At 60.2% G+C, this 21712-nt stretch carries 16 protein-coding genes; 6 read left to right on the top strand and 10 right to left on the bottom strand.

The annotated features are described in order from the left end of the window. Positions 1-127: 127 nt before the first annotated feature. The 6 genes from O9K64_RS11950 to O9K64_RS11925 form a co-directional block, all read right to left on the bottom strand. Complete coding sequence (locus O9K64_RS11950; protein WP_275098298.1) at positions 128-925, bottom strand: enoyl-CoA hydratase-related protein; 798 nt, start codon at positions 923-925, stop codon at positions 128-130. A 206-nt stretch (positions 926-1131) separates the two neighbouring features. Beyond that, complete coding sequence (locus O9K64_RS11945) at positions 1132-1662, bottom strand: thioesterase family protein (protein WP_275098297.1); 531 nt, start codon at positions 1660-1662, stop codon at positions 1132-1134. Positions 1663-1698: 36 nt separating this feature from the next. After that, entirely contained in the window at positions 1699-3480 is a 1782-nt protein-coding gene (locus tag O9K64_RS11940; RefSeq protein ID WP_275098296.1) for an acyl-CoA dehydrogenase C-terminal domain-containing protein, read from the bottom strand. A gap of 4 nt (positions 3481-3484) precedes the next feature. Next, positions 3485-5809 carry a 3-hydroxyacyl-CoA dehydrogenase/enoyl-CoA hydratase family protein gene (locus O9K64_RS11935; protein WP_275098295.1) on the bottom strand — a complete coding sequence of 775 codons (2325 nt, stop codon included), beginning with the start codon at positions 5807-5809 and terminating at the stop codon, positions 3485-3487. Further along, entirely contained in the window at positions 5809-6933 is a 1125-nt protein-coding gene (locus O9K64_RS11930; RefSeq protein ID WP_275098294.1) for a thiolase family protein, read from the bottom strand. Before O9K64_RS11930 ends, O9K64_RS11935 begins: the two co-directional genes overlap by 1 nt. 77 nt (positions 6934-7010) lie before the next feature. After that, a complete protein-coding gene (locus tag O9K64_RS11925; protein ID WP_275098293.1) occupies positions 7011-7406 on the bottom strand; it encodes a MerR family transcriptional regulator in 396 nt (131 codons plus the stop codon). A 194-nt stretch (positions 7407-7600) separates the two neighbouring features. Here O9K64_RS11925 and thrH point away from each other — a divergent pair, with 194 nt between their 5' ends. The 5 genes from thrH to O9K64_RS11900 all read left to right on the top strand — a co-directional run bounded on the left by thrH (position 7601) and on the right by O9K64_RS11900 (position 13155). Next, positions 7601-8212, top strand: coding sequence for a bifunctional phosphoserine phosphatase/homoserine phosphotransferase ThrH (gene thrH / locus O9K64_RS11920; protein ID WP_275098292.1), 612 nt, complete (start codon positions 7601-7603; stop codon positions 8210-8212). A gap of 282 nt (positions 8213-8494) precedes the next feature. After that, on the top strand, positions 8495-9292 hold the full coding sequence (locus tag O9K64_RS11915; protein WP_275098291.1) for a response regulator: 798 nt from the start codon (positions 8495-8497) through the stop codon (positions 9290-9292). A 158-nt stretch (positions 9293-9450) separates the two neighbouring features. Further along, complete coding sequence (locus O9K64_RS11910; protein WP_275098290.1) at positions 9451-10506, top strand: HD domain-containing phosphohydrolase; 1056 nt, start codon at positions 9451-9453, stop codon at positions 10504-10506. A 48-nt stretch (positions 10507-10554) separates the two neighbouring features. Then, positions 10555-12075 carry a response regulator gene (locus O9K64_RS11905; protein WP_275098289.1) on the top strand — a complete coding sequence of 507 codons (1521 nt, stop codon included), beginning with the start codon at positions 10555-10557 and terminating at the stop codon, positions 12073-12075. An 18-nt stretch (positions 12076-12093) separates the two neighbouring features. Continuing rightward, entirely contained in the window at positions 12094-13155 is a 1062-nt protein-coding gene (locus tag O9K64_RS11900) for an SAM-dependent methyltransferase (RefSeq protein ID WP_275098288.1), read from the top strand. A gap of 269 nt (positions 13156-13424) precedes the next feature. Here O9K64_RS11900 and O9K64_RS11895 read toward each other — a convergent pair whose 3' ends face one another. Both O9K64_RS11895 and O9K64_RS11890 read right to left on the bottom strand, forming a co-directional pair. Next, a complete protein-coding gene (locus O9K64_RS11895) occupies positions 13425-14642 on the bottom strand; it encodes a beta-ketoacyl-[acyl-carrier-protein] synthase family protein (RefSeq protein WP_275098287.1) in 1218 nt (405 codons plus the stop codon). Beyond that, on the bottom strand, positions 14639-14890 hold the full coding sequence (locus O9K64_RS11890) for an acyl carrier protein (protein WP_275098286.1): 252 nt from the start codon (positions 14888-14890) through the stop codon (positions 14639-14641). Before O9K64_RS11890 ends, O9K64_RS11895 begins: the two co-directional genes overlap by 4 nt. A 185-nt stretch (positions 14891-15075) precedes the next feature. Between O9K64_RS11890 and O9K64_RS11885 the strand changes: the two genes are divergently transcribed. After that, positions 15076-17556, top strand: a complete 2481-nt coding sequence (locus O9K64_RS11885; protein ID WP_275098285.1) for an ATP-binding protein — start codon at positions 15076-15078, stop codon at positions 17554-17556. Between the two features lie 21 nt (positions 17557-17577). Here the strand turns inward: O9K64_RS11885 and O9K64_RS11880 are convergent, their stop codons facing one another. Both O9K64_RS11880 and hrpB read right to left on the bottom strand, forming a co-directional pair. Next, positions 17578-18486 (bottom strand): crotonase/enoyl-CoA hydratase family protein, encoded by a 909-nt coding sequence (locus tag O9K64_RS11880; protein WP_275098284.1) that lies wholly within the window; start codon positions 18484-18486, stop codon positions 17578-17580. Positions 18487-19166: 680 nt separating this feature from the next. After that, on the bottom strand, positions 19167-21686 hold the full coding sequence (gene hrpB / locus O9K64_RS11875) for an ATP-dependent helicase HrpB (protein WP_275098283.1): 2520 nt from the start codon (positions 21684-21686) through the stop codon (positions 19167-19169). Between the last annotated feature and the right edge of the window lie 26 nt (positions 21687-21712).

The following is a 21712-nucleotide window of genomic DNA, read 5'->3' as shown; positions in this document are numbered from 1 at the left end:
AGTGATAGGTTGAGATTTACCTGATTATGGCTACATAGTTCTACTCCGTCAGATTGACTCGGACCGGCTTCCTCAGAGCTTTCGGGTGGAAGCTATCCGCACGGCGCTAAAATCTGACAAATTGGATTTATTCACCGCTGAACTCCGGCCGGCGCTTTTCCATGAAGGCGGTGACGCCTTCGGCGAAGTCGTGACTCAGGGCACAACGGGTGAAGCTCCCCTGCTCAGCCAGCAACTGCTGTTCAAGGGTATTGCTCATGCCCTCGTTGATCAGTCGCTTGGCCTGTGCATAGGCCCGAGTGGGCCCCCGGGCCAGGCGTTCGGCCAGTTGCAGGGTGACGGCCTCCAACTCACTGTCCGCCACCACCTGGTTTACCAGGCCAATAGCGCAGGCCCCGGCCGCGTCGATCGGTTCATTCAGCAGGGTCAGACCCATGGCACGTTTAGTGCCGACGGCCCGCGGGAGGAACCAGGTATTACCGCCATCCGGGGTAGTGCCGATCTGGGAGTAGGCCTGGGTAAAGCGTGCACTGTCAGCGGCAATCGCCAGATCGGCCGCCGCCACCAGGCTCATGCCAAATCCGGCCACGCTGCCCCGCACCCCGGCGATCACCGGCTGGGGCATCTCCCGGAGAATGGTGATGAACTGGTGAACCACACCGATCAGCCCGGACACTTCAGCTTTTCGCTCCTCGTCCGGAAGCTCAAGCCCCTGCCTGAAAAAGCCGATATCACCCCCCGCCATGAAGTGATCACCCGCACCACGCAGCACCACGCAGCGCACGCGTTGGTCTTCGGACAGAGCCATGAAACCGTCCCGCAACTGATAGGACATCTCGCGGTTGAGGGCATTGAGCGATGCGGGCCGGTCCAGGGTGACCACCGCCACAGCGCCCTTTCGTTCGATCCGGACTACCTCATCCATCTCTCTCCTCCTAAACTCAGGGGTCGGAGTCAAGCCGCCCGACCTGGTGAACATTGCCCTCGTATGGAGCGGCCTGACTCCGACTCCGCCCTTCCTGCGGCCCGTCATTGCACAATAAAAAGTGGGAGCGGCGGCTTTTGATACCACGATACGGTTGCCCCCTGCACGCAGCGGCCAATCCGCTCCCACGTAAACCTGTTGTACAGCTACTCCATTTGACTGGAGGTTTTCAGCTGTTGTTCAAAATCATCCAGCGCCTCGAGAATGGCTGACTTTTCCATCTCACCCGCATGCCCGGTCAGGGCAACCAGCTCCTGCGTGGGCACGTTGCCCCGCGGGCCGCGGAACAGGCCCTTGACAATGCCGATGGCCGCCAGGCCCTGCGCGGTCTCGAAGCGTTGCTCCATGTAAAACCACTTGTCGTCCCATCCCAGTACGCGGGTATGCAGATCGAACCGTTCAAACGGGTTGATCTGCCGACGGAAGCGGATGCTGGCGATGGAGATCACCGGCAGCCAACGCCGCCTGAGCACCTCGTTAAACAGTCCGCTGCGCAGCATCAGCTCGATCCGCCCCAGATCCATCAGCGCCAGGTAACGGGAGTTGGTGAGATGCAGATTGATGTCCAGATCGGTCGGCATCACCCGCATCCGCAGGCTGGCCACCTCCATGAGCCCCTGCCGGGGACGAAACCGGGAGCGGAACAGCTGCAGCATGAGACGAAACAGCAGATTCATGCCCTGGCACCCGGTTCCCGGTTGACCCGTGCCGTTTCAGAAGGCCTCGTCATCGAACTCCATCATACCCCTGGAGCCGGCCATGACACTGGCAAACAGGGCGCCGCTCTGGGGCAGGATACGCTCGAAGTAGAAGCGCGCCGTATCCACCTTGGCCTGGTAGAAGAGTGGATCCTGCTCGCGTTTCAGTTGGGCGACTTCCGCCATGCGCATCCACAGATAACCGAGCGCGACCAGGGCGAACAGGCGCAGGTAGTCAGTCGCGGCGGCACCCATCTCATCGGGGTTTTTCAGGCCTCTTTGCGCCAGCACCGCCGTCGCCTTCTGCAGCCGGCCAAACGCCTTGGCCAGCGGCATCAGGAAGGCGTGCAGGGAGAAATCCTGCTCTTTCGATTCGAGATAATCCCGCACCGGGTGGAAGAAGCGCCGCAGATAGCGCCCCATGTGTGCCGGCAACTTGCGCCCCACCAGATCCATCGCCTGGATCCCGTTGGTTCCCTCATAGATCTGGGCGATTCGGGCATCCCGAACGTACTGCTCCATGCCGTGCTCACGGATATAACCGTGCCCGCCGAACACCTGCATCCCCAGGTTGGCCACTTCAGAACCGGTGTCGGTCATGAATGCCTTGACGATCGGGGTCATCAGGGCGACGAAATCCTCGGCCTCGCGGCGCCGTTTCGCATCCGGGTTGCGCTTGGCGTGATCCAGCTCGCGGGCAACCCAGACCGCCAGCGCCCGGTTGCCCTGCACATAGGCCCGTTGGGTCAGCAGCATGCGCCGGACATCGGGATGCACCAGCAGGGAGTCGGCCGATTGGTCCGGTGCCTTGGCCCCGGTGAGGGCCCGCCCCTGGAGCCGCTCGCGAGCATAGGCCACCGCGCCCTGGTAGGAGGCCTCACCGATGCCGAGCCCCTGGATCCCCACCGCCAGGCGCTCGCTGTTCATCATGATGAACATCGCCTCCATGCCCTTGTTGAGGCGGCCGACCAGGTAACCCTCGGCGCCATCGAAATTCATCACGCAGGTGGCCGAGGCGTTGATGCCCATCTTGTGCTCGATGGAGCCGCAGCTGACGCCGTTGGACTCGCCCAGCGAGCCGTCGCCGTTGACACGGATCTTGGGTACCAGGAACAGGCTGATCCCCTTGATGCCCTTGGGGGCGTCCGGGGTGCGGGCCAGCACCAGGTGGATGATGTTCTCGGTCAGGTCGTGCTCGCCGGCGGTGATGAACATCTTGGTGCCGGTGATGTGGTAGCTGCCGTCGGCCTGGGGTTCCGCCTTGGTGCGGATCAGTCCCAGGTCGGTACCGCACTGGGGTTCGGTCAGGCACATGGAACCGCTCCACTGGCCGGTCACCATGTGCGGCAGGAACTGCTGTTTCAACTCCTCGCTGGCCCGCGCCACCAGCGCGTTGTAGGCGCCGTGGGTCAGCCCGGGGTAGAGGCCGAAGGCGAAGTTGGTGCTGCACATGATCTCTTCCACCAGCATGCTGATGGCATTGGGCAGCCCCTGACCACCGTACTCCGGATCGGCCGCCAGCGCGCCCCAACCCATCTCGTTGAAATCCTTATAGGCCTCTTTCAGACCCGCGGGCGTGGTCACCTTGCCGTTGTCGAAGTGACATCCCTCCTCGTCGCCCGGACGGTTCAGCGGGAACAGACGTTCCTCGCAAAAGCGCCCGGCCTCCTGCAGGATTGCATCCACCAGGTCGGGAGTTGCCTCTTCGCAGCCCGGCAGTACCCGGATCGCCTCGGCGTCAAACAGTTCGTTATACACAAAGCGCATGTCGCGCAGCGGTGTCTTATAGCTGGCCATGTTATTAATTCCTCAGCGGTTTGCCGGTTTCGAGCATGTGTTCCATGCGATCCAGGGTGTCGGGATGACGAATCAGGGTCATGAACGCCTCCCGTTCCAGCCGCAACAGGTCATCCTCGCCCAGGGTCTCGGTGATATCGGTATCCCCGCCACTGAGCAGTTCCGCCAGTGCCATCGAGACCACCACGTCATGGACGGTCGCCCGGCCCGCCAGATGGACGCCTTTCACCGCCATCTCCATCGCCGCCTTGGCGGTGGGTCCCGGGAGCCGGATCTCGATCGGCTCCGGTGGCTGATAGCCTTCCGCCATCGCCAGGGCGCGGGTCTTGGCATCGGCCAGCAGGCGGTCACGGTTCATGGTGATGCCGTCGTCCGGACGCAGGAACAGGTAGTCCTTGGCTTCGGCCGCCGACTTGGCCACGCTGGCGGTGCTGATAGCCTCGAAACATTTGATCACCGCCGGCATGGGACCGCCCGGACGGCGTTTGTTGGTCATCCAGCGCTGCAGCATCTCCTTGCTGCCGCCCCAGGCGGGAACCAGGCCGACGCCCACCTCGACCAGTCCGACGTAGGTCTCGGCATGGGCCTGCACCGCATCGCAGTGCAGCAGGCTCTCGCAGCCGCCGCCCAGGGCCATCCCGGAGGGCGCGCCGACCACCGGGAAGGGCGCATACTTGAGTGCCTTGTAGGTCTCCTGTCCGCCCTCGACCATCTCCTCGATCTGGTCCCAGGTACCGAGATTGGCGGCAAACAGCAGCAGCCCCAGGTTGGCACCGACCGAGTAGTTATCACCCTCGTTGTGCAGCACCAGGGCCTTGTAGCCCTTGGAGACGATAGCGACCGCCTCGCGCATCAAGGCCAGGATCTCCGGGTCCATGGCGTTCATCTTGCTGGTGTATTCGAGACAGACCACCCCATCGCCGATATCCCAGAGGGCCGCCGAACCGTTCTTCGCCAGTGGTTCACTACGCCGCTTGATATCGGACAGCAGCAGTACCCCGTCGGGACGCCGCACCTCCTGGTAGACCCCACCGGTGTCCAGATATTCCAAGCGGCCATCCCGGGTACGGTAGAGGGACTGATCGGCCGCCAGTTGCAACAGCGGCGGTACAGGCAGACCTTCACTCTCCAATAGTTTGCTGAAGGCAGGGGCACCCAGCCGGTCAATCAGTTCAAACGGCCCGTATTTCCAGGCGTAACCCAGCTTCATGGCCGTATCCACGGCCAGGATATCGTCGGCGATCTCGGGGATCAGACTGGCGGCATAGCCCAGCACCTGGGCCAGCACCCGGCGGGCGTACTGGCCACCCTTGTCGGGATGGGCGACCAGGGCCTTGAGGCCACCCTCGCGCGATGCCTCGAGCGACTCCAGGCGCGCCTTGCGCGAGGGGTGGTACTCGCCGGAGGCCAGGTCGATGCTCTCCTTGACCTTGCCGTCCGCCGACCGGTTGATGCGGTAGAATCCGCCCTTGCCCTTGCGCCCGGTATAACCGTCGGCGATCATCCCGCTCACCAGATCCGGAATCGTGCTCTTGTCGAGGAACGGGTCACCCGCCGACAGTGTGCGCCGCATGCTCTCCATCAGGTGCGGCATCAGATCGATCCCCACCAGATCGGACAGACCGAACACGCCGGTCTTGGGAATGCCCAGGGGACGCCCCATCACCGCATCGGCCTCTTCCACCGTAAGCCCCAGGGCCATCGCCTCCAGGATGGCGACCTGAATCCAGAAGATACCGATACGATTGGCGATGAATCCCGGGGTGTCCTTGCACTCCACCACCCCCTTGCCGAGCGCGCGGTCACAGAAATCGCGGATACCGCTGACGACATCCGCCCGCGTCTGCTCCCCGGAGGTGATCTCCAGCAGCCGCATGTAGCGGGGTGGATTGAAAAAATGGGTGATCAGGAAGTCGGCGGCAAAACGCTCCGACTGCCCCGCCAGCAGATCGCGCAGCGGGATGGTGGAGGTATTGGAGGAGACCACCGAACCGGGTTTGCGCACCGCATCGATCTTGCGATAGAGCTCCTGCTTGATATCCAGCCGCTCGATCACCGCCTCGATGATCCAGTCGCACTCCGCCAGCAGTTCCAGGTGGTCCTCGGTATTACCCGTGGTGACCAGGCGGGCATTGCGTTTGTGCATGAAGGGTGCCGGCTGGGCCTTGAGCAGTTGTTGAACCGCCCCTTCGGCAATGGCGTTTCGGTTATCCGCCCCCTTGGGGACGATATCCAGCAGGACCACGGAAATTCCGGCATTGGTGATGTGAGCGGCGATGCCGGCCCCCATCACGCCGGCACCGATGACCGCAACCTTGTTGATATCCATCAGACCGCCTCCAGGATGGTGGCAATCCCCTGACCACCGCCGATACACTGGGTGGCCAGTGCAAACTGTTTGCCCTCTCGTTTGAGCAGCGCCGCCGCCTTGCCGGTGATGCGGGCGCCGGTGGCGCCCAGGGGATGTCCCAGGGCGATGGCGCCGCCATCCAGGTTGGTCTTGGCCAGGTCCACGTCCAGGTCGCGCACACAGGCCAGCGACTGGGAGGCGAAGGCCTCGTTGAGCTCGACAATGTCGATATCCGCCATGCTCAGGCCGGCCCGCTGCAGCGCCTTGCGGCTGGAGATGACCGGTCCGATTCCCATGATCTCCGGCGCGCATCCGGAGACGGCGAAACTGCGAATCCTGGCCAGGATATCCAGGCCGTGGGCACGGGCGTACTCTTCACTGCAGACCAGCACCGCGGAGGCCCCGTCGGTCAGGGGTGACGCGGTGCCAGCGGTCACGCTGCCGCTCTGATCGAAGGCCAGCTTGAGACCGGCCAGGCTCTCCGCCGTGGTCTCCGGCCGGATGCAGCCATCCTGTTCCACCCCGCTCACCGGCACGATCTCGTCATGCAACTTGCCTGCCGCCTGGGCGGCCGCCGCCTTGGCCTGGCTGCTGACGGCAAACGCCTCCTGTTCGGTGCGTGAGATGCCGTACTGCCGGGCCAGGTTCTCGGCCGTCTCCCCCATGCTCATATAGGCCCCCGGCATGGCGGCGGCCAGTTGCGGATTGGGCATGGGGTTGAAGCCGGTCATCGGCACCCGGGTCATGGACTCGACCCCGGCACAGATATAGACCTCGCCGGCACCCAGGGCGATCGCCCCGGCTGCCTGGTGGATGCCCTGCATCGAAGAGCCGCAAAACCGATTGACCGTGGCGCCGCCAATGGCGATCGGCAGGCCGCTGAGAAAAACCACCAGGCGGGCCATGTTGAACCCTTGTTCCCCTTCCGGGAAGGCACACCCCAGCATCAGATCCTCGATATCGTCAACAGCCACACCGGTCCGCTCTACCAGCCCGCGCACGGCCGCCGCCGCCAGATCATCGGGACGCGTCCTGGCCAGCGCGCCTTTATTGGATAGGGTAAACGGGGTGCGGGCATAGCCTGCGATCACGATGTTTTTCATTGCGTTCTCCGCCATTGTAGGTGCCAATCGTCAGTTTGTTGATCCGCGCTAAACACGCTGAAATTCCGCTCTCCGGGCTACTTGGTGTGGCCGGCGGCGGCTCTTTTCTTAATATTCGACAATGCCTGCTGCTCGATATCCCGCAGTTCATCCAGGGTCGCCACCAGGTCCTCCTGTTGCTGCTCAAGCTCCTCTATGCGACGGCTGATCTTGGTCAACAGCAGGTGCTGCTGTTCAATCTGCTCCGGATCCACGTTATACAGGTTCAGATATTCGCGAATGTCCGTCAGCGAAAAACCGAGACGCTTGGCGCGCAGGATCAATTTCAATCGCGCGCGGTCACGATAAGTGTAGACCCTGGTAGACCCCACACGCTGGGGGCTGATCAACCCTTTAGTCTCATAGAACCGGATGGTTCTCGGTGTCACATTGAACGCTTCGGCCAATTCGGTAACTGTCAGCAACTTATCCATTCTCTACTCCTCGGAAAGGCAATATAGACAAGGGTAACGTATACGTCAACCTTTTTACGCATACGACACATTACTACCCCTTCTACACCCCACATATCAATGCTGCCCTTCCCCTGAGGCATGGTGTATCCTAGCGGCGTTTTTTATATCGGACTAATGCTTCCCAATGGTTTTTGCCGCAGGAGAAACAACGCGTGGAAATGGCCTGTCTCGACCTCGAAGGGGTGCTGATACCCGAAATCTGGATCAACTTTGCCGAACGAACCGGAATCGACGAACTCAAGGCGACCACCCGCGATATACCTGATTATGATGTGCTGATGCGGCAGCGCCTGCAGATCCTGCGGCGGCACAAGCTTGGGCTGGGAGATATACAGGCGGTTATCGCCGGCATGTCGCCACTGGAGGGGGCACGGGAATTTCTCGACTGGCTGCGGGAACGGTTTCAGGTGGTGATTCTCTCGGATACCTTTTATGAGTTCGCAGCCCCCATGATGCGCCAACTGGGACACCCCACCCTGCTCTGCCACAAGCTCGCCATCGCCGATAACGGCATGGTTGAGGACTACCATATCCGGCAGAAGGATCCGAAGCGTCAGGCGGTCAAGGCGTTCCACGACCTAAACTTCCGGGTTATCGCTGCCGGCGACTCCTACAACGACACCTCAATGCTCGCGGAGGCCGACCGGGGAATCCTGTTCCGCCCACCTCAGAATGTCATTGACGAATTCCCCCAATTCCCGGTGGTCACCGATTACGCAGCCTTCCGGGATGCGTTTCGGGAGGCCAGCAACCGCACCCTTTGAGCGCGGCTTGAGAGCCAACGCCTGGGCATCCGCCCAGGCGCGCCCTGCACCGCAGACCACCCGGCAGCTCAAGATTCGGAGTTCAGTTCCGCACGCCGGGCGCCCCCCCCTTTCCGGGACGCGCTGTGAATATATCCCTACCTCCGACGGTCCCGGAAGGGGGGTATCCCGCCCTGCCGACGCGCATTGAACTCCGAAACTTGAGCCGCTAATTGGCGACGGGATAAAGAATGGCGCATACCGGCCGCTACCATTCATTATGGACTCCTGCCGGGCGAGAAGATGTCGCTGACTCTCAATGATCTGATGGTGATACTGGTTGAACCTTCCGCTACCCAGCAGAAGATAGTCACCCGCTATCTCAACAATCTGGGAATACACCGTATCAGCCCGGTCACCAGCGGCCGCGAAGTCCTCGACCTGATGGTCGAGTACGCGCCGGATCTGGTGATCAGCACGCTCTACCTGCCCGACATGACCGGCACCGATCTGGTGCACCGCATGCGCGAGACCGATCCGATCGGGGATACCGCCTTCATGCTGATCTCCAGTGAAACCCGTTTCCGTTACCTGGACCCGATTCGCCAGGCCGGCGCCATCGCCATTCTGCCCAAACCGTTTACCCAGGACTCCCTGCGCATCGCCCTTGGCTCGACTCTGGAGTATCTCGATCCACAGGCGCTCAACCTGGGCAGCTACGATCCGGAAAGCCTCCACGTCCTGCTGGTGGACGACAGCGGCTTTGCCCGCAAGCACCTGCGCAAAACCCTGACCGACATGGGCCTGGAAATCTTCACCGAGGCGAACAACGGGAAGGAGGCCATGGAGCTGCTGGAAGGCAACTTTTTCGATCTCATCGTGACTGATTACAACATGCCGGAGATGGACGGCGAGGCGCTGGTGAACCATGTCCGCGCCAACAGCAGTCAATCCAGCATCCCGATTATCATGGTGACCAGCGAAGAGCGCGAGAGCCGACTGGCCGCCATCCAGCAGGCCGGGGTCTCCGCCATTTGCGACAAGCCCTTCGAGGCGGGCAATATTCGCACCCTGTTACAGCAGTTATTTAGTGAGAATTAGCCGCCGACCGGGAACAGCTGCACCGCTATCTTTTTGTTTTTGAATAACCTAGTATGTTTTTACTTCATACTGACCATAAGTGAGAGGCATCCGCTTTCATCCCGGACTGAATGCGACACACGACTCGCTCTGCCAACCGGATGCCTGAGGATTTGGTTATGCCAACCGTATTGATTCTAGATGACCAGACCATCAGTCTGATGATCCTTGAGGAGTTGATCCTCTCTATTGATGACAGCATACATGTGGAGTGTTTCTCTGATCCGGTAAAAGCACTGGAGTGGGCGAAACACAACAACCACGATCTGGTCATCACGGATTACAAAATGCCCAACATGGATGGGGTCGAGTTCACCCGCTGGTTTCGCAAGATTCCCTCCTGTACCGACATACCGCTGGTCATCATCACCTGCATCGACGACAAATCGATTCGCTACCAGGCGCTGGAGGCCGGCGCCACGGATTTCCTCTCCAAGCCGATCGACCACTATGAGTGTCGTGCCCGCTGCCGCAATCTGCTGCAACTGAGAAAACAGCAGGTCATCATAAAAGACCGGGCCCGCTGGCTGGAACAGGAGATCTCACGAAAAACCGAAGAGCTGCAGCATCGTGAAAAGGAGACGCTGCTGCGTCTTGCGAAGGCCGGTGAATTTCGTGATGAGGAGACCGGTGACCATGTCATTCGCATGTCCGACTTCGCCTGCCTGATCGCCCGCTCTCTCAACCTGGATGACAACCTGTGCGAAGTCATCCGCCTGGCCGCACCCATGCACGATATCGGCAAGATCGGCATACCGGATCACATTCTGCTGAAGCCCGGCAAACTGACCAGCCAGGAGTGGAGCATCATGCAGACCCATACCCGGATCGGCTATGACATCCTGCGTGGCAGCACCTCCTGCTACATCCAGGCGGGCGCGGTCATCGCCTACGGCCATCACGAGCGCTTCGATGGCAAGGGCTACCCCCAGGGATTGGTCGGCAGCGAAATTCCCATTGAAGCGCGCGTGGTTGCCGTTGCCGATGTATTTGACGCGTTGCGATCTGAGCGCCCCTATAAAAACGCCTGGTCCCTGGATCGAACACTGGGCTATCTGGAAGCCCAGCGGGGCAGGCACTTCGATCCGGATTGCGTGGACGCATTTCTAGCCAACCAGGACAAAGTACTCGAGATTCACGACGACTTGTCGATCAGCCATGAAAACCTCAACTAGTAGGCAGATGCTATGGAAAGCAACGACAGCACAACGCGAGCCGGCGTCATGAAAACCCAGGGAATACCAGGTTACCTCGGCATCGCCGGAGTCCTGAGCCTTGACCTGTTGATATTAATCGGGCAGCCCCCGCTCGGGTTGCTTTTACCCGCCCTGTTGATCAGCCTGATCATCATCTACAGCCTGGTCGCCACACAGCGGAAAGCCGCTCCCGAACCCGGCCTCGAAGCGAGCGGCGACGCTCAGCCAACCGAAGCGACCGGGGAAACACCCCACCCCAATAAAGCGGAGCGCGGACCGCGACCTTGCACCATAGAGTCATTAAGCCGTATTCGCCTGCTTCTGTTGTCCGGTAACAAGAAGGGAAAACATGAAATATCCGAACACCTCAACAGCTGGGGAGTGGAATTCACCCAGGTCGGCAACAGCGTAAGGGCATTTGCCAAGCTGATTGAGGCCGCAGATTCGGACAGACCGTTTCAGACGGTCATCGTCGATCAGCGCGGCCTGGACATGGAGGAGTGCCAATTCGCCCTCGCACTCCGCACGGAGCCCCTGCTGCAGTCGCTGTACCTGATTCATTACGGCAGCACCCTGCCGTCCCGGGCCGAGCAACTCTATACCGTGGGATACTCCGGGCTTCTCGCCGCCCCCGTCGACAAGACCCTGCTCTTCAAGGCGCTTCACAGTGCCCGTGAAACCGCCCTGCATCGCCCTAACGTGGTTCAGTTGCTCGACCACTATGAAGCGGAAAAAGGGCGGCCGCCGCTTGACATCCTGATTGCCTGCGACAGCATCAGTGAAAGCAGAAAGCTGCGCAGAATCCTCGATAATGCCGGCCATCAGACCTTTCTGATCAATGACAGCGGACAGATTCTCGAGGCGCTCGACAATCACCATTTCGACCTCGCAATCCTGGATGCGGAGATGCCGGAAATATCCGGAATGGAAGCGATAAAGCTCTATCGTTTCGCACATCTGAATCAACCCTGGATCCCCTTCATACTGCTGCTCGATTCCCCCAACTCCCAGATAATCCGGGCGTGCGAGGAAGCGGATATTGACCACCTGATCGTCAAACCGGTGTCCACCCAGCGCCTGCTCGAAACGATCATCAGGGCGGGCGTGCAGACGGACCACAATGAGGGGATATTCGATTACCCCGCCGCCTCGGTAGGGGCCCGGTATCACAACGACAGCCTGACACTCGATACACACCAGCTCGAGGAATTGAAACGGCTGGGAAAAGAGCATGACTTCCTGTTGGAACTTATCGATCAGTTTGATAAGGAGAGCAGTGCATTGATCCAGGGACTGAAACAGTCGGTCAGCAGACAGGAGATCAAATCGATCCAGGATTATGGCCACAAACTGAAGGACACCGCCGGCAATCTGGGGGCGCTGAACCTCTATCGTCTGGCAGTGCGTCTCACCCGGATCAAACAACAGGATCCCGCTCACCATCTGGAAAATCTTCTGGCAGATACGGAAAATTGCCGGGATGCCACCATTGTGGCCTTGATTGAGTACCTCTCCCAAGGTAATAATTCAGCCCACAGGAAGGAATGAATTTCTCGGGACTGAATTATGAGCACGCTGATAACCAAACTCCACCAAGCCGGGATACACCCCTACGGCTCGCCTGAGCTGCAGCTCTACGAAACCCGCCTGACGCGCTATTTCAATCGGGAATATCGGAGCGAAGCCGATAAAAAACACACCCTCGAAGCCTTCGGAATCACCACCGATCAGGGCCCGACCTGGGAAGAGACGGATGAGCTCATGTCGGTTCATTACGACCAGCCCCTGAAGTTTTTCCAGTCTTTCCTGGATCGGGACTACATGGCCTATTCCATGGCCTACTATGGCGATACGCCGGAACAGGTCATGCAGAGCAGCTGCAGTCTGGAGCAGGCACAGGACGAGAAGTTTCGCCTGATCTGTGAGCGCGCGGAAATCCGCGGAGGAGAGAGGATCCTGAATATCGGCTGTGGGTTCGGTTCCTTCGAAGCCTACCTGTTCAAGCACTTTCCGGATGTCGAGGTGGTCACCATCACCGCCAGCAAGACACAGGCGGATTACATACGCAGCAAACAACAGGAGAGCGACCACCTGTTCAGCAAGGCCAATCTCACCCTGATTGAAAATGATATCAGCAACATCCCGGCGGATGAGCTGGGCCTTGAATCCTATGACCTGGTGATCTCGATTGCGGTATTCGAACAGGTGAACAATCTGGATGCCATATTTCGCCTCATGGCCTCCCTGCTGAAACCGGGAGGCCGGGTGTTTCTGCACCTGATCGTCTCGCAACCGGTGTTTCCCCAGTACTTCAATGCGCGGCAGACGCCGGTCGGGGCCTACTTTCCTGGTGGGCGGGTGTGGCCGCATCAGGAGATGTTGAATCAGCAGCGGCATCTCACGCCCGAGCTGGGGGTCTACATCAACGGTATGAACTACTGGCGCACCATAGACGAATGGCATCGTCGATTCTGGGAGCAGATCGAACGGCTGCATGAGACACTGCTGTCGGAGGATGATATCCGCTACTGGAACAACTATTTTACCGTCTGCAAGGTGGTGCTCTTTGCTCCCCAGTCAGGCGAGTTCTTCGGCAACGGTCACTACCGCTACCGTAAAACCGGATAAGCCGGGTGCACCGCAACACCCCTGCAATACCCTTGGGCCGCCCAAAGCGGCCGAACAATTTTTTGTACCGACGGCACCTTCCCGGTCCCTGATCTGTAAAGGCTTATTACTCTCGCCAAGACGCCAAGCACGCCAAAGAAAACCGATTGCTGCCGTTAAACTTTGCGCTCTTGGTGTCTTGGCGAGAGTTCATTTGCCATCTGTCATCCCCATCTGTAAACCAGAGACGCGCGAGCCATGGACAGGTCGAACCTGGCGAGTCCCGGGATTTAGACTGCCTGAAGCACCTGTACCGCATTGAGTCCGCCGAACGCAAACGAGTTGGAGATCGCCACGCGGATTTTTTTCTCCCGGGCGACATTCGGCACATAGTCCAGATCACACCCCTCGCCCGGCCCGGTGAAATTGATAGTGGGCGGGATGATCCCGTCACGCAGTGCCAACACCGTGGCGATAAACTCCAGACCACCGGATGCCCCCAGCGCATGGCCGTGCATCGCCTTGGTGGATGAGACCATCAACTCCTTGGCATGCGCACCGAACACCCGATGCAGTGCCTCGGTTTCGGTACGGTCATTGGCCAGGGTGCCGGTGCCATGCGCATTCACATAATCCACCACCTGAGCGTCGATGGAGGCATCCCTGAGTGCGGCGCGGATGGCGCGTGCCGCCCCGTCAGCGGACGGGTCGGTAATATGACCGGCATCCGCCGTCATGCCCGAGCCGGCGAGCCGGGCGAGAATAGATGCGCCACGCCGCCTGGCGTGGCGTTCCGATTCCAGCACCACCATTCCCGCCCCCTCCCCCAACACCAGACCGCTACGGTCGGCCGAAAACGGTCGGCAATTGTCCGTGGAGACCACCCTCAGCGCTTCCCAGGCCTTCAATAACCCATAGGTGAAGGGTGCATCGGTACCGCCGGCGATGGCAACCTCCACCACCCCGGCACGGATCAGCAGCGCCGCCTGGGCGATGGCGTGATTGGCCGACGAACAGGCGCTGGAGACGGTGAACACCGGCCCGGCAATGGAAAGCTGCATGCTCACTTGGCTGGCGGCGGCACTGGGCATGCCCCTGGGGATGGTAAACGGATGGGCGCGGGATTTCTGCTGTTTATAGAGATGGGTGTAGGTGATTTCATCGGTCTCTTTGCCCCCACAACCGGTGCCGATAACCGCCGCCGCATCAAACAGGGCGGCTGGTTCCAGGCCGGCCTGTCCGATGGCTTCGCGGCACGCCACCAGGGCGAACTGGCTGTAGCGATCCAGGAGCGGGAGATCCCTGCTGGAAAAGTGAGCCGCCGCGTCAAACCCCTTGACCTGCGCGCCCAGCCTGATCTTCAGCGTCTCATCAGAAAATCCTTGCAGCGGAGCGATGCCGCTCTGCCCGGTTTTCACGGCTGCCCAGAACTGGTCCGTATCGAGGCCCAGCGCCGACACCGAGCCGAGGCCGGTGACCACCACCCGGCTGGTCTCATCCCGGGTCATACCTGGGCTTTTTTCGCCAGCAGCGACTGCACACCCGTCACTATATCCTGGACAGTTCGAAGGTTCTCCAGCTCATCATTCGGCACTTCAATGTCACAGATCTCCTCGACCTCGTAGACGATGGTGATCGCATCCAGTGAAGTAACCCCAAGATCCTGGAGCGAGGTCGCCAATGAAATCGATTCCACATCGATCATTTTCTGATTGGCAATCGCCGTTTTAACGATAGTTTCAATGTCCATGACCATGATATATGCTTCCGTTGATGTTTCGAAATAGACTGGATTTGCTGTCGGTGACACCACAAGCACTGTATCATCACCTAATTATGAATAGCAATCCCACTTCTTTTTTTGCCGCGCTAGAGACAGGATTTCATCGGCTTACCCATAGACTGAACAACCGGCCGGATAGCGAGCATGAACAGGCGGCAGTGCGCATCTTGATTCAGGTCGCCCTGTTTGTCTATATCCTGGCCTCGGGACCCTCCTCCCCCGCGGCGCTGCGGGAATGGCATTTTGTACTTGTTTTCATTTCGCTCTTTATCATCCTCTCCACCACCCTGTTTTTGTCCATCCTGAGCTGGCCGGACAAGTCCCCGCTGCGCCGGGTGATTGGCATCGTAGCCGATGTCTCGGCCTTCAGTTTCGGACTGGCCATCACCGGTGAACTGGGAGCCCCCTGGTATGCCGTCTACCTCTGGGTCACTTTCGGCAACGGCTTCCGCTACGGTGAAAAATATCTCTATCTCTCCGGTGTGCTGTCGGTTATCGGCTTCAGCAGCGTCATCGCATTCACGCCCTATTGGCAGGAGAATCTTCCACTGGGCATCGGACTGCTCGTCTCGCTCATCGTACTGCCCGGCTATGCGGCCAAGCTGACCAAACGCATTCATCAGGAGCGTCGCCATGCGGAGGCGGCCAATCAGGCAAAGAGCGAGTTCCTGGCGCGCATGAGCCATGAGATCAGAACACCGTTGAATGGCATCATCGGTACCGGCGAACTGCTCAGGGGATGTCATCTGAATCCGCTGGAACGGGAGTATGTCGACACCATCCACACCTCCGGCCATACCCTGCTGCGCCTGATTGAGGACATCCTGGATATATCCAAGATCGAAGCCGGAAAACTGGAAATTGAACACACCCCGTTCGATCTCCATGCCTTGATCAACAGCACCATGAAGATGCTTGCGCCGCAGGTCAACAAAAGAAAGGTTCAACTGTTTTCCCAGATAGATCCGACCATCCCGTTCCGTCTCATCGGTGATCCGCTGCATCTCCGCCAGGTGCTGATCAACCTGATCGGAAATGCCATCAAATTCACCGACTCCGGTCATGTGGAACTGCGCTGCACCAGGATCGGGGAAACAGAAGACGCGGCCCAGGTCGTCCGCTTCGAGGTCAGTGACACCGGTATCGGCATCCCCGGAGAGATACAGGAAAAAATCTTTGAAAAGTTCACCCAGGCCGACGGCAGTACCACCCGCCGCTTCGGTGGAACAGGCCTGGGAACCACCATTGCGAAACAGCTGGTTGAACTGATGGGGGGAGAAATCGGCCTGCAAAGCGAGCCCGGCAGCGGCAGTCTGTTCTGGTTCGAACTCGGATTCCAGGCCCAGGAAAAAGTGGTAACCCCGGACGAAATGCAGTTGATGCAGAGCTGCCGGGTACTGCGCATTTCAACCCTTGATGAATCGGTCGAGACCAATGCCACGCATTGTCTGCACGGCTGGGGCGTACAGCTTGACAACAGTCCCGACATCCGCGACGCGGCCAGACGACTGAAGGCGGCAGTGGGAGCGTCCCGCCCCTACCATTTGCTGCTGTTCGAGGAGACCCCGTATGATCAGAACACGGTTGATTATATCGATCACCTGTTGCGTCACCGGGGTTGCCAGGATACGTCAATCCTGCTGTTGCATGGCGGCAACAAACGACAACTGAAGCTGATCCGGCCGACCATCAAAAACCGGATCCAGATCCTGCAGGAGCCGCTGGACAAAGTGCCGCTGTTCAACATACTGCATGCATCACGGGTCTCGGACTACGACGCCAACGGCATACTCTCCGCGGATTCCGCCGCAATGGATTCCGCCATGGCGCCGCATCCCGGTCCCGCGCATAAACTGGAAATACTGTTCGCCGAGGATAATCCCATCAATCGGCTGGTGCTCGGGCGCATGCTCGATCAGGCGGGCCACCACTACCAGCAAGTGGAAGATGGACAGGAGTTACTGGATGCGCTGGAAACCCGCCGCTATGACCTGGCCATCGTGGATATGCAGATGCCCAACCTGGGCGGACTGGATGCATTCAAAATATTCCGTTTTGCCCATCCGGAGAACTCGATTCCGTTCATTATACTCACCGCGAATGCCACCATCGAGAGCCGCAAACAGTGTGAGGACGCCGGGATCAAATGGTTTCTCACCAAGCCGGTCTCGGCGCAACGCCTCAATCAGGTGATCCGGTTGGCGGTTGCGGACCAGCCGCCACCACCCCCCTCGCCGGCGGCGGATGAGTCAACCGATGCAGCGGATGATGATCCCATTCTTGATCTGGGCACCATCAATGAGCTGTACCTGCTGGCGCCGGACCAGGCGTTCCTGGAACGGCTGCTGAACAAGCTGAAGCAGGACGGCGAACAACTGCTTGACGAGATGTCGCGGGCGGTAGCGGCCAACAATCCGGCACAGTTCAGCCTGTACGCACATGCCCTGAAAGGTTCCGCGGCCAATCTCGGCCTCAGCCGCCTGCAGGCCCAGGCCCTGAGTGCGGAGCAACTGCCACAGGATCGCCTTACCGAACAGGGGCTGGATCAGATTGCCAACCTGCGCACGGCCTTCAACCAGGGGATCAGCGAACTCTCAAGATTGCTTGAGAATCCACGAACCCCCTTTACCGCGCCCTGAGTCGTAACCCGTTATTGCCGATCATCCCGTATTGGCCTGTTTCAACCTGGCCGCAGTTTTTGCCTCCGGGGTCCAGCGTTTATTCTGAGCATGCACCAGATATTCCATTAACCGCAGATTTTTTTCCGACAGCTGCAGCGCGGTCTCCACCCAGATATTGACCACCTCCAGCAGTTCCTTGTAGGAGAGCGGGTTGAACTGTTCCACTACCCGTTCCAATCCTTCGAAACCGGTACTGCGCACCTGCTGATGGCGAATGAATTCGTGGACGGCCGCAACCCCTTTACCATCATTCACCACCTGATCCACCACCCCCAGTTCGAACAGCTCATCCGCCGTGTAGACCTTGCCACTGGCAATGATGCGCTTGGCTATGGCCGGTGCAATGCGGCGCGCCAGGAAGCTGAACGCCCCCATTCCCGGAAACATACCGAAAACGGTTTCCGGAAAACCGAATTTGGCGCTCTTTTCGGCAATCAAAACATTGGCGGCGAGCGCGGCCTCGAACCCGCCGCCGAGGGTCTCTCCCTGGACCAGTGCAATGGTGGTAAACGGCAACCCATATCCGCTGAACGAGGCGTGGAGAATATCGATACAATCCCTGGCATAATCCGCAAGTCCGTCTTGGTCACCGAGCCGAATCAGGCGGATGAACATCTCCAGGTCTCCGCCCAGACAGAACACGCCCGGGAGACTCGAACTGAGTATTTGATAACGCAGTCTGTGCGGATCACCGGACTCATGACCTTTCCTGGCGATGGATGAGATCAGGGTCTGCACCTGCTGCAGATCCCGGATGAGCCCATTGCTGATGCAGGGACGGTCCGGATAGCGCAATCTGGCCCACACGGCGTGGTAGGCCGGATCAAATTCCAGATCAACATGTGTCAATCCACGGGTATTAGCCACCTCTATCTTGTGCTGTTTCATTTTTCCCTCTCTTAGATTATGTGGAAAGTTGAACAGGGGATATTCGCGACGCCAACTCATCCTCCTCCGGCATTGCTCTGAAGGGCAGTTATCCATCAGACGAGTTGCGCCGCACCAACAGAATCCCAGTGCAAACTGCAATTCCTATGCCTTAGCATAGAGTTAATCCACTACACCGTAGCGACAGGTATTTCGTATTATTTGAAAATCAGCTCAGCAACGCCTCTTGTCTCAGTTATAAATTATGTTTAATCCACCCCGTCTGCACCAATAAACGGAGACTAATCACCAAACCCCCGGACAGGAGGCAATTGCCATCCCGACGGTCTCGGTCCCACCCACACTGCAACCATCCCTTTCCCCTGTCCAGCGCAACATTCCCGAGTAATACGCTAGGTATTCAGACGGCATTGCGCGGATAAAAGGACGTCTGCAGCAAACCATTGCCAGAGTGGTGGTGCCGTGGACAGCTGATTAGGGTCACGGTAAATATAAAGTATTCCAAGATTGCACGGCTATCGGTTTGCTCACAAGGCGAGCAAAGGGGTGCATAGCGGGCCTATGTAACCCTATGCACAACGCCGTGAGCAGGCCGAGAGCGAAGCGAGATGGGATAATTTAGTTTTTCGCGGCCCTTAATGAACAGGTGAGGGGAAAACAGACCGGACCATGGCCGGCCATTATCGCTTGTTGCCCGGCCTTACCCGGGCGGTGGGAACCGCGGAACCGGGATCATCCGGCCAGTAGTGCTTTGGATAGCGCCCCTTCAGCTCTTTTCGGACTTCCGCATAGGTTCGGTCCCAGAAGCCGGCCAGATCCTGGGTGACCTGGATCGGCCGCTGCGCCGGCGACAGCAGATGCAGCATGACGTTGACCGTTCCCCGACACACCGTCGGCGTCTGCCGCAGCCCGAACAGCTCCTGCAGCCTCACCGCCAGCACCGGCGGCTCAGCGGCCTGATAGTGCAATCTCCGGCGACCACCGCTCGGCATCGTCAGACTGGCGGGCGCCAGTTTTTCCAGTTGCTGTTGCTGTTCCCAGGAGAGCCGGCTGTGGAGAATGGCATCCAGATCCAGCTGCTTCAGATGCTCTCTGCGGCTGATGCCGGTCAACCAGGGAGCGAGCCACTCCTCCAGGCAATCCAGCAGTGCCGCGTCGGAGAGATCGGGCCAGGCCGGATCATCGAGCCATGAACGCAGTGACATCACCCGTTGCCGCCACTGCAGCAGCGCCTCGTTCCAGGGCAGTGCGCCCAGACCCATCTGGCGTATGCCGGTGAGCATCGCCCGACCGCTCTCGTCCTGGTCGATACGGTTCAAGGGGCGCAGGGACAGGATCAGGCTCCCAAGCCGCTCCTCCTTCCGGGCCACTACGGACTGGCTGGCGGATTCCCACGCCATCCGCCGGCCGCTGCCGATCTGCGGCGCCTGGATCGACCGGATCTCATCCAGGGTTATCGGCGCCGCCAGGTAGGCCCGGCCCTCCCGCCGGCCGGCATCCAGCGCGGCCACCACCAGGTATTCACTCCCGGACAGGGGGTCGCCCTCCGGCAGCACCACCCCACGCCCCGAAGCGAGTAGATAGCGGCCATCCGAACCGGGACGGCGCTGGGCAATGCGCTCCGGAAAGGCGAGCGACAACAGCCCGCCCACACTCAGCTGTTGATCACCACGCCCCCGTTCAGGATCGGAACCCAGCAGGCGGCGCCACTGCTTCACGGAGCGTTCCACCTGCTGACTCACGGACCGATCCAGCATCCCCTCCGCAGCAATCTCCCGCCGGCCCTGCCGCCAGGCGGCCAGCCGGTGGAGACGCTCTTCAATATCGATCGAATGGATAACTCCGGGCCGCCGCCTGAGGATATCCCGCTCGTTCAGCAATGCGGCGAGATCCAACGCCAGATCCACCTGTCCTCCCGCATTCAACAGCAGATGGGCCAACCGCGGGTGCAGGGCAAGCCCCACCATGCGACGACCGAGCGCGGTGATCCGGCCCTGCGCGTCCAGGGCATCCAGCCGCTGCAGCAGCTCCCGGGCCTGCGCATAGGCCCCGGCCGGTGGGCCGTCCAGCCACACCAGCCGGTCCGCCGACGTCACCCCCCAGAGCGCCAGCTCCAGTACCAGTGGTGCCAGATCGGCCTCCAGCAGTTCGGGCGGTTGATGGGGTATCAGGCGGGCCTGTTCGGCCACTGTCCACAGCCGGTAACAGACTCCCGGCCCCAGCCGCCCCGCGCGTCCGGCCCGCTGCTCGGCCGAGGCGGCCGAGACACGCACCGTCTGCAGACGGGAGAGGCCGCTGTTGGGATCAAACCGGGGGCGTCTTGCCCAGCCGGCGTCCACCACGGCGCCGATGCCTTCAATGGTCAGGCTGGTCTCGGCGATGGAGGTGGCCAGCACCACCCGCCGACCCTCCGCCAGCGGGGTCAGGGCGGCGTCCTGATCTGCCCGGCTCAGATCACCATAGAGCGGAAACGGGGTGACCCCGGGTGGCAGGCGTTCCTTGAGGAGGGAGGCGGCGCGCCGAATCTCCCCGCTGCCCGGCAGAAAGGCCAGGATATCCCCCGCCGTTTCCGTCACCGCCCGCAGCACGCCCCGGGCCAGGGATTCACTGATATCGGCCATTGCCGGACGCTCCAGATAGCGCAGCTCCACCGGATGGCTGCGCCCCTCGCCGACAATCACCGGCGCGCCGCCGAGCAGACCGGCCACCGCCCCGGTATCCAGGGTGGCGGACATCACCAGCAGGCGCAGGTCATCGCGCAGGTTATTCATCACATCCAGCGTGAGCGCCAGCGCCAGATCGGCATGCAGACTGCGCTCATGGAATTCGTCGAAGATGATCAGCCCGACCCCCCGGAGTTCCGGATCCTGCTGCAGGCGGCGGGTCAGTATCCCCTCGGTAACCACCTCGATACGGGTGTTGGTGGAGATCTCACGCTCGAACCGGACCTGATAGCCGACCTGCTGGCCCACCGGTTCGCCAAGCAGCTGCGCCATGCGGCGTGCCGCGGCACGGGTGGCCAGACGCCGCGGCTCGAGCATGAGGATCTTTTGACCGGACAGCCAGGGCTGGCGGACCAGCTCCAGTGGGATCAGTGTCGTCTTACCCGAACCCGGCGGTGCGGCCACCACCGCACGTCCGGATTCCGCCAGGGTCCGGCAGAGTTCAGGCAGCAGTTGGGTAACCGGGAGTTGCGACATCGGAAGGACGGTGATTCCAGGGGTCT

Origin of the sequence: Sedimenticola hydrogenitrophicus (genome assembly GCF_029017505.1) — a bacterium.
Classification (GTDB): Bacteria; Pseudomonadota; Gammaproteobacteria; order Chromatiales; family Chromatiaceae; genus Sedimenticola; species Sedimenticola hydrogenitrophicus_A.
The sequence above is the reverse complement of the archived record's forward strand: the minus strand, read 5'-3'. Positions and strand labels throughout refer to the sequence as shown.

Bases quoted from the DNA above. Each gene is read 5' to 3' on its own strand.
- O9K64_RS11950 (WP_275098298.1), bottom strand. From the start codon at position 925: ATGGATGAGGTAGTCCGGATCGAACGAAAGGGCGCTGTGGCGGTGGTC.
- O9K64_RS11945 (WP_275098297.1), bottom strand. From the start codon at position 1,662: ATGAATCTGCTGTTTCGTCTCATGCTGCAGCTGTTCCGCTCCCGGTTT.
- O9K64_RS11940 (WP_275098296.1), bottom strand. From the start codon at position 3,480: ATGGCCAGCTATAAGACACCGCTGCGCGACATGCGCTTTGTGTATAAC.
- O9K64_RS11935 (WP_275098295.1), bottom strand. From the start codon at position 5,809: ATGGATATCAACAAGGTTGCGGTCATCGGTGCCGGCGTGATGGGGGCC.
- O9K64_RS11930 (WP_275098294.1), bottom strand. From the start codon at position 6,933: ATGAAAAACATCGTGATCGCAGGCTATGCCCGCACCCCGTTTACCCTA.
- O9K64_RS11925 (WP_275098293.1), bottom strand. From the start codon at position 7,406: ATGGATAAGTTGCTGACAGTTACCGAATTGGCCGAAGCGTTCAATGTG.
- O9K64_RS11915 (WP_275098291.1), top strand. From the start codon at position 8,495: ATGTCGCTGACTCTCAATGATCTGATGGTGATACTGGTTGAACCTTCC.
- O9K64_RS11910 (WP_275098290.1), top strand. From the start codon at position 9,451: ATGCCAACCGTATTGATTCTAGATGACCAGACCATCAGTCTGATGATC.
- O9K64_RS11905 (WP_275098289.1), top strand. From the start codon at position 10,555: ATGAAAACCCAGGGAATACCAGGTTACCTCGGCATCGCCGGAGTCCTG.
- O9K64_RS11900 (WP_275098288.1), top strand. From the start codon at position 12,094: ATGAGCACGCTGATAACCAAACTCCACCAAGCCGGGATACACCCCTAC.
- O9K64_RS11895 (WP_275098287.1), bottom strand. From the start codon at position 14,642: ATGACCCGGGATGAGACCAGCCGGGTGGTGGTCACCGGCCTCGGCTCG.
- O9K64_RS11890 (WP_275098286.1), bottom strand. From the start codon at position 14,890: ATGGTCATGGACATTGAAACTATCGTTAAAACGGCGATTGCCAATCAG.
- O9K64_RS11880 (WP_275098284.1), bottom strand. From the start codon at position 18,486: ATGAAACAGCACAAGATAGAGGTGGCTAATACCCGTGGATTGACACAT.
- hrpB (WP_275098283.1), bottom strand. From the start codon at position 21,686: ATGTCGCAACTCCCGGTTACCCAACTGCTGCCTGAACTCTGCCGGACC.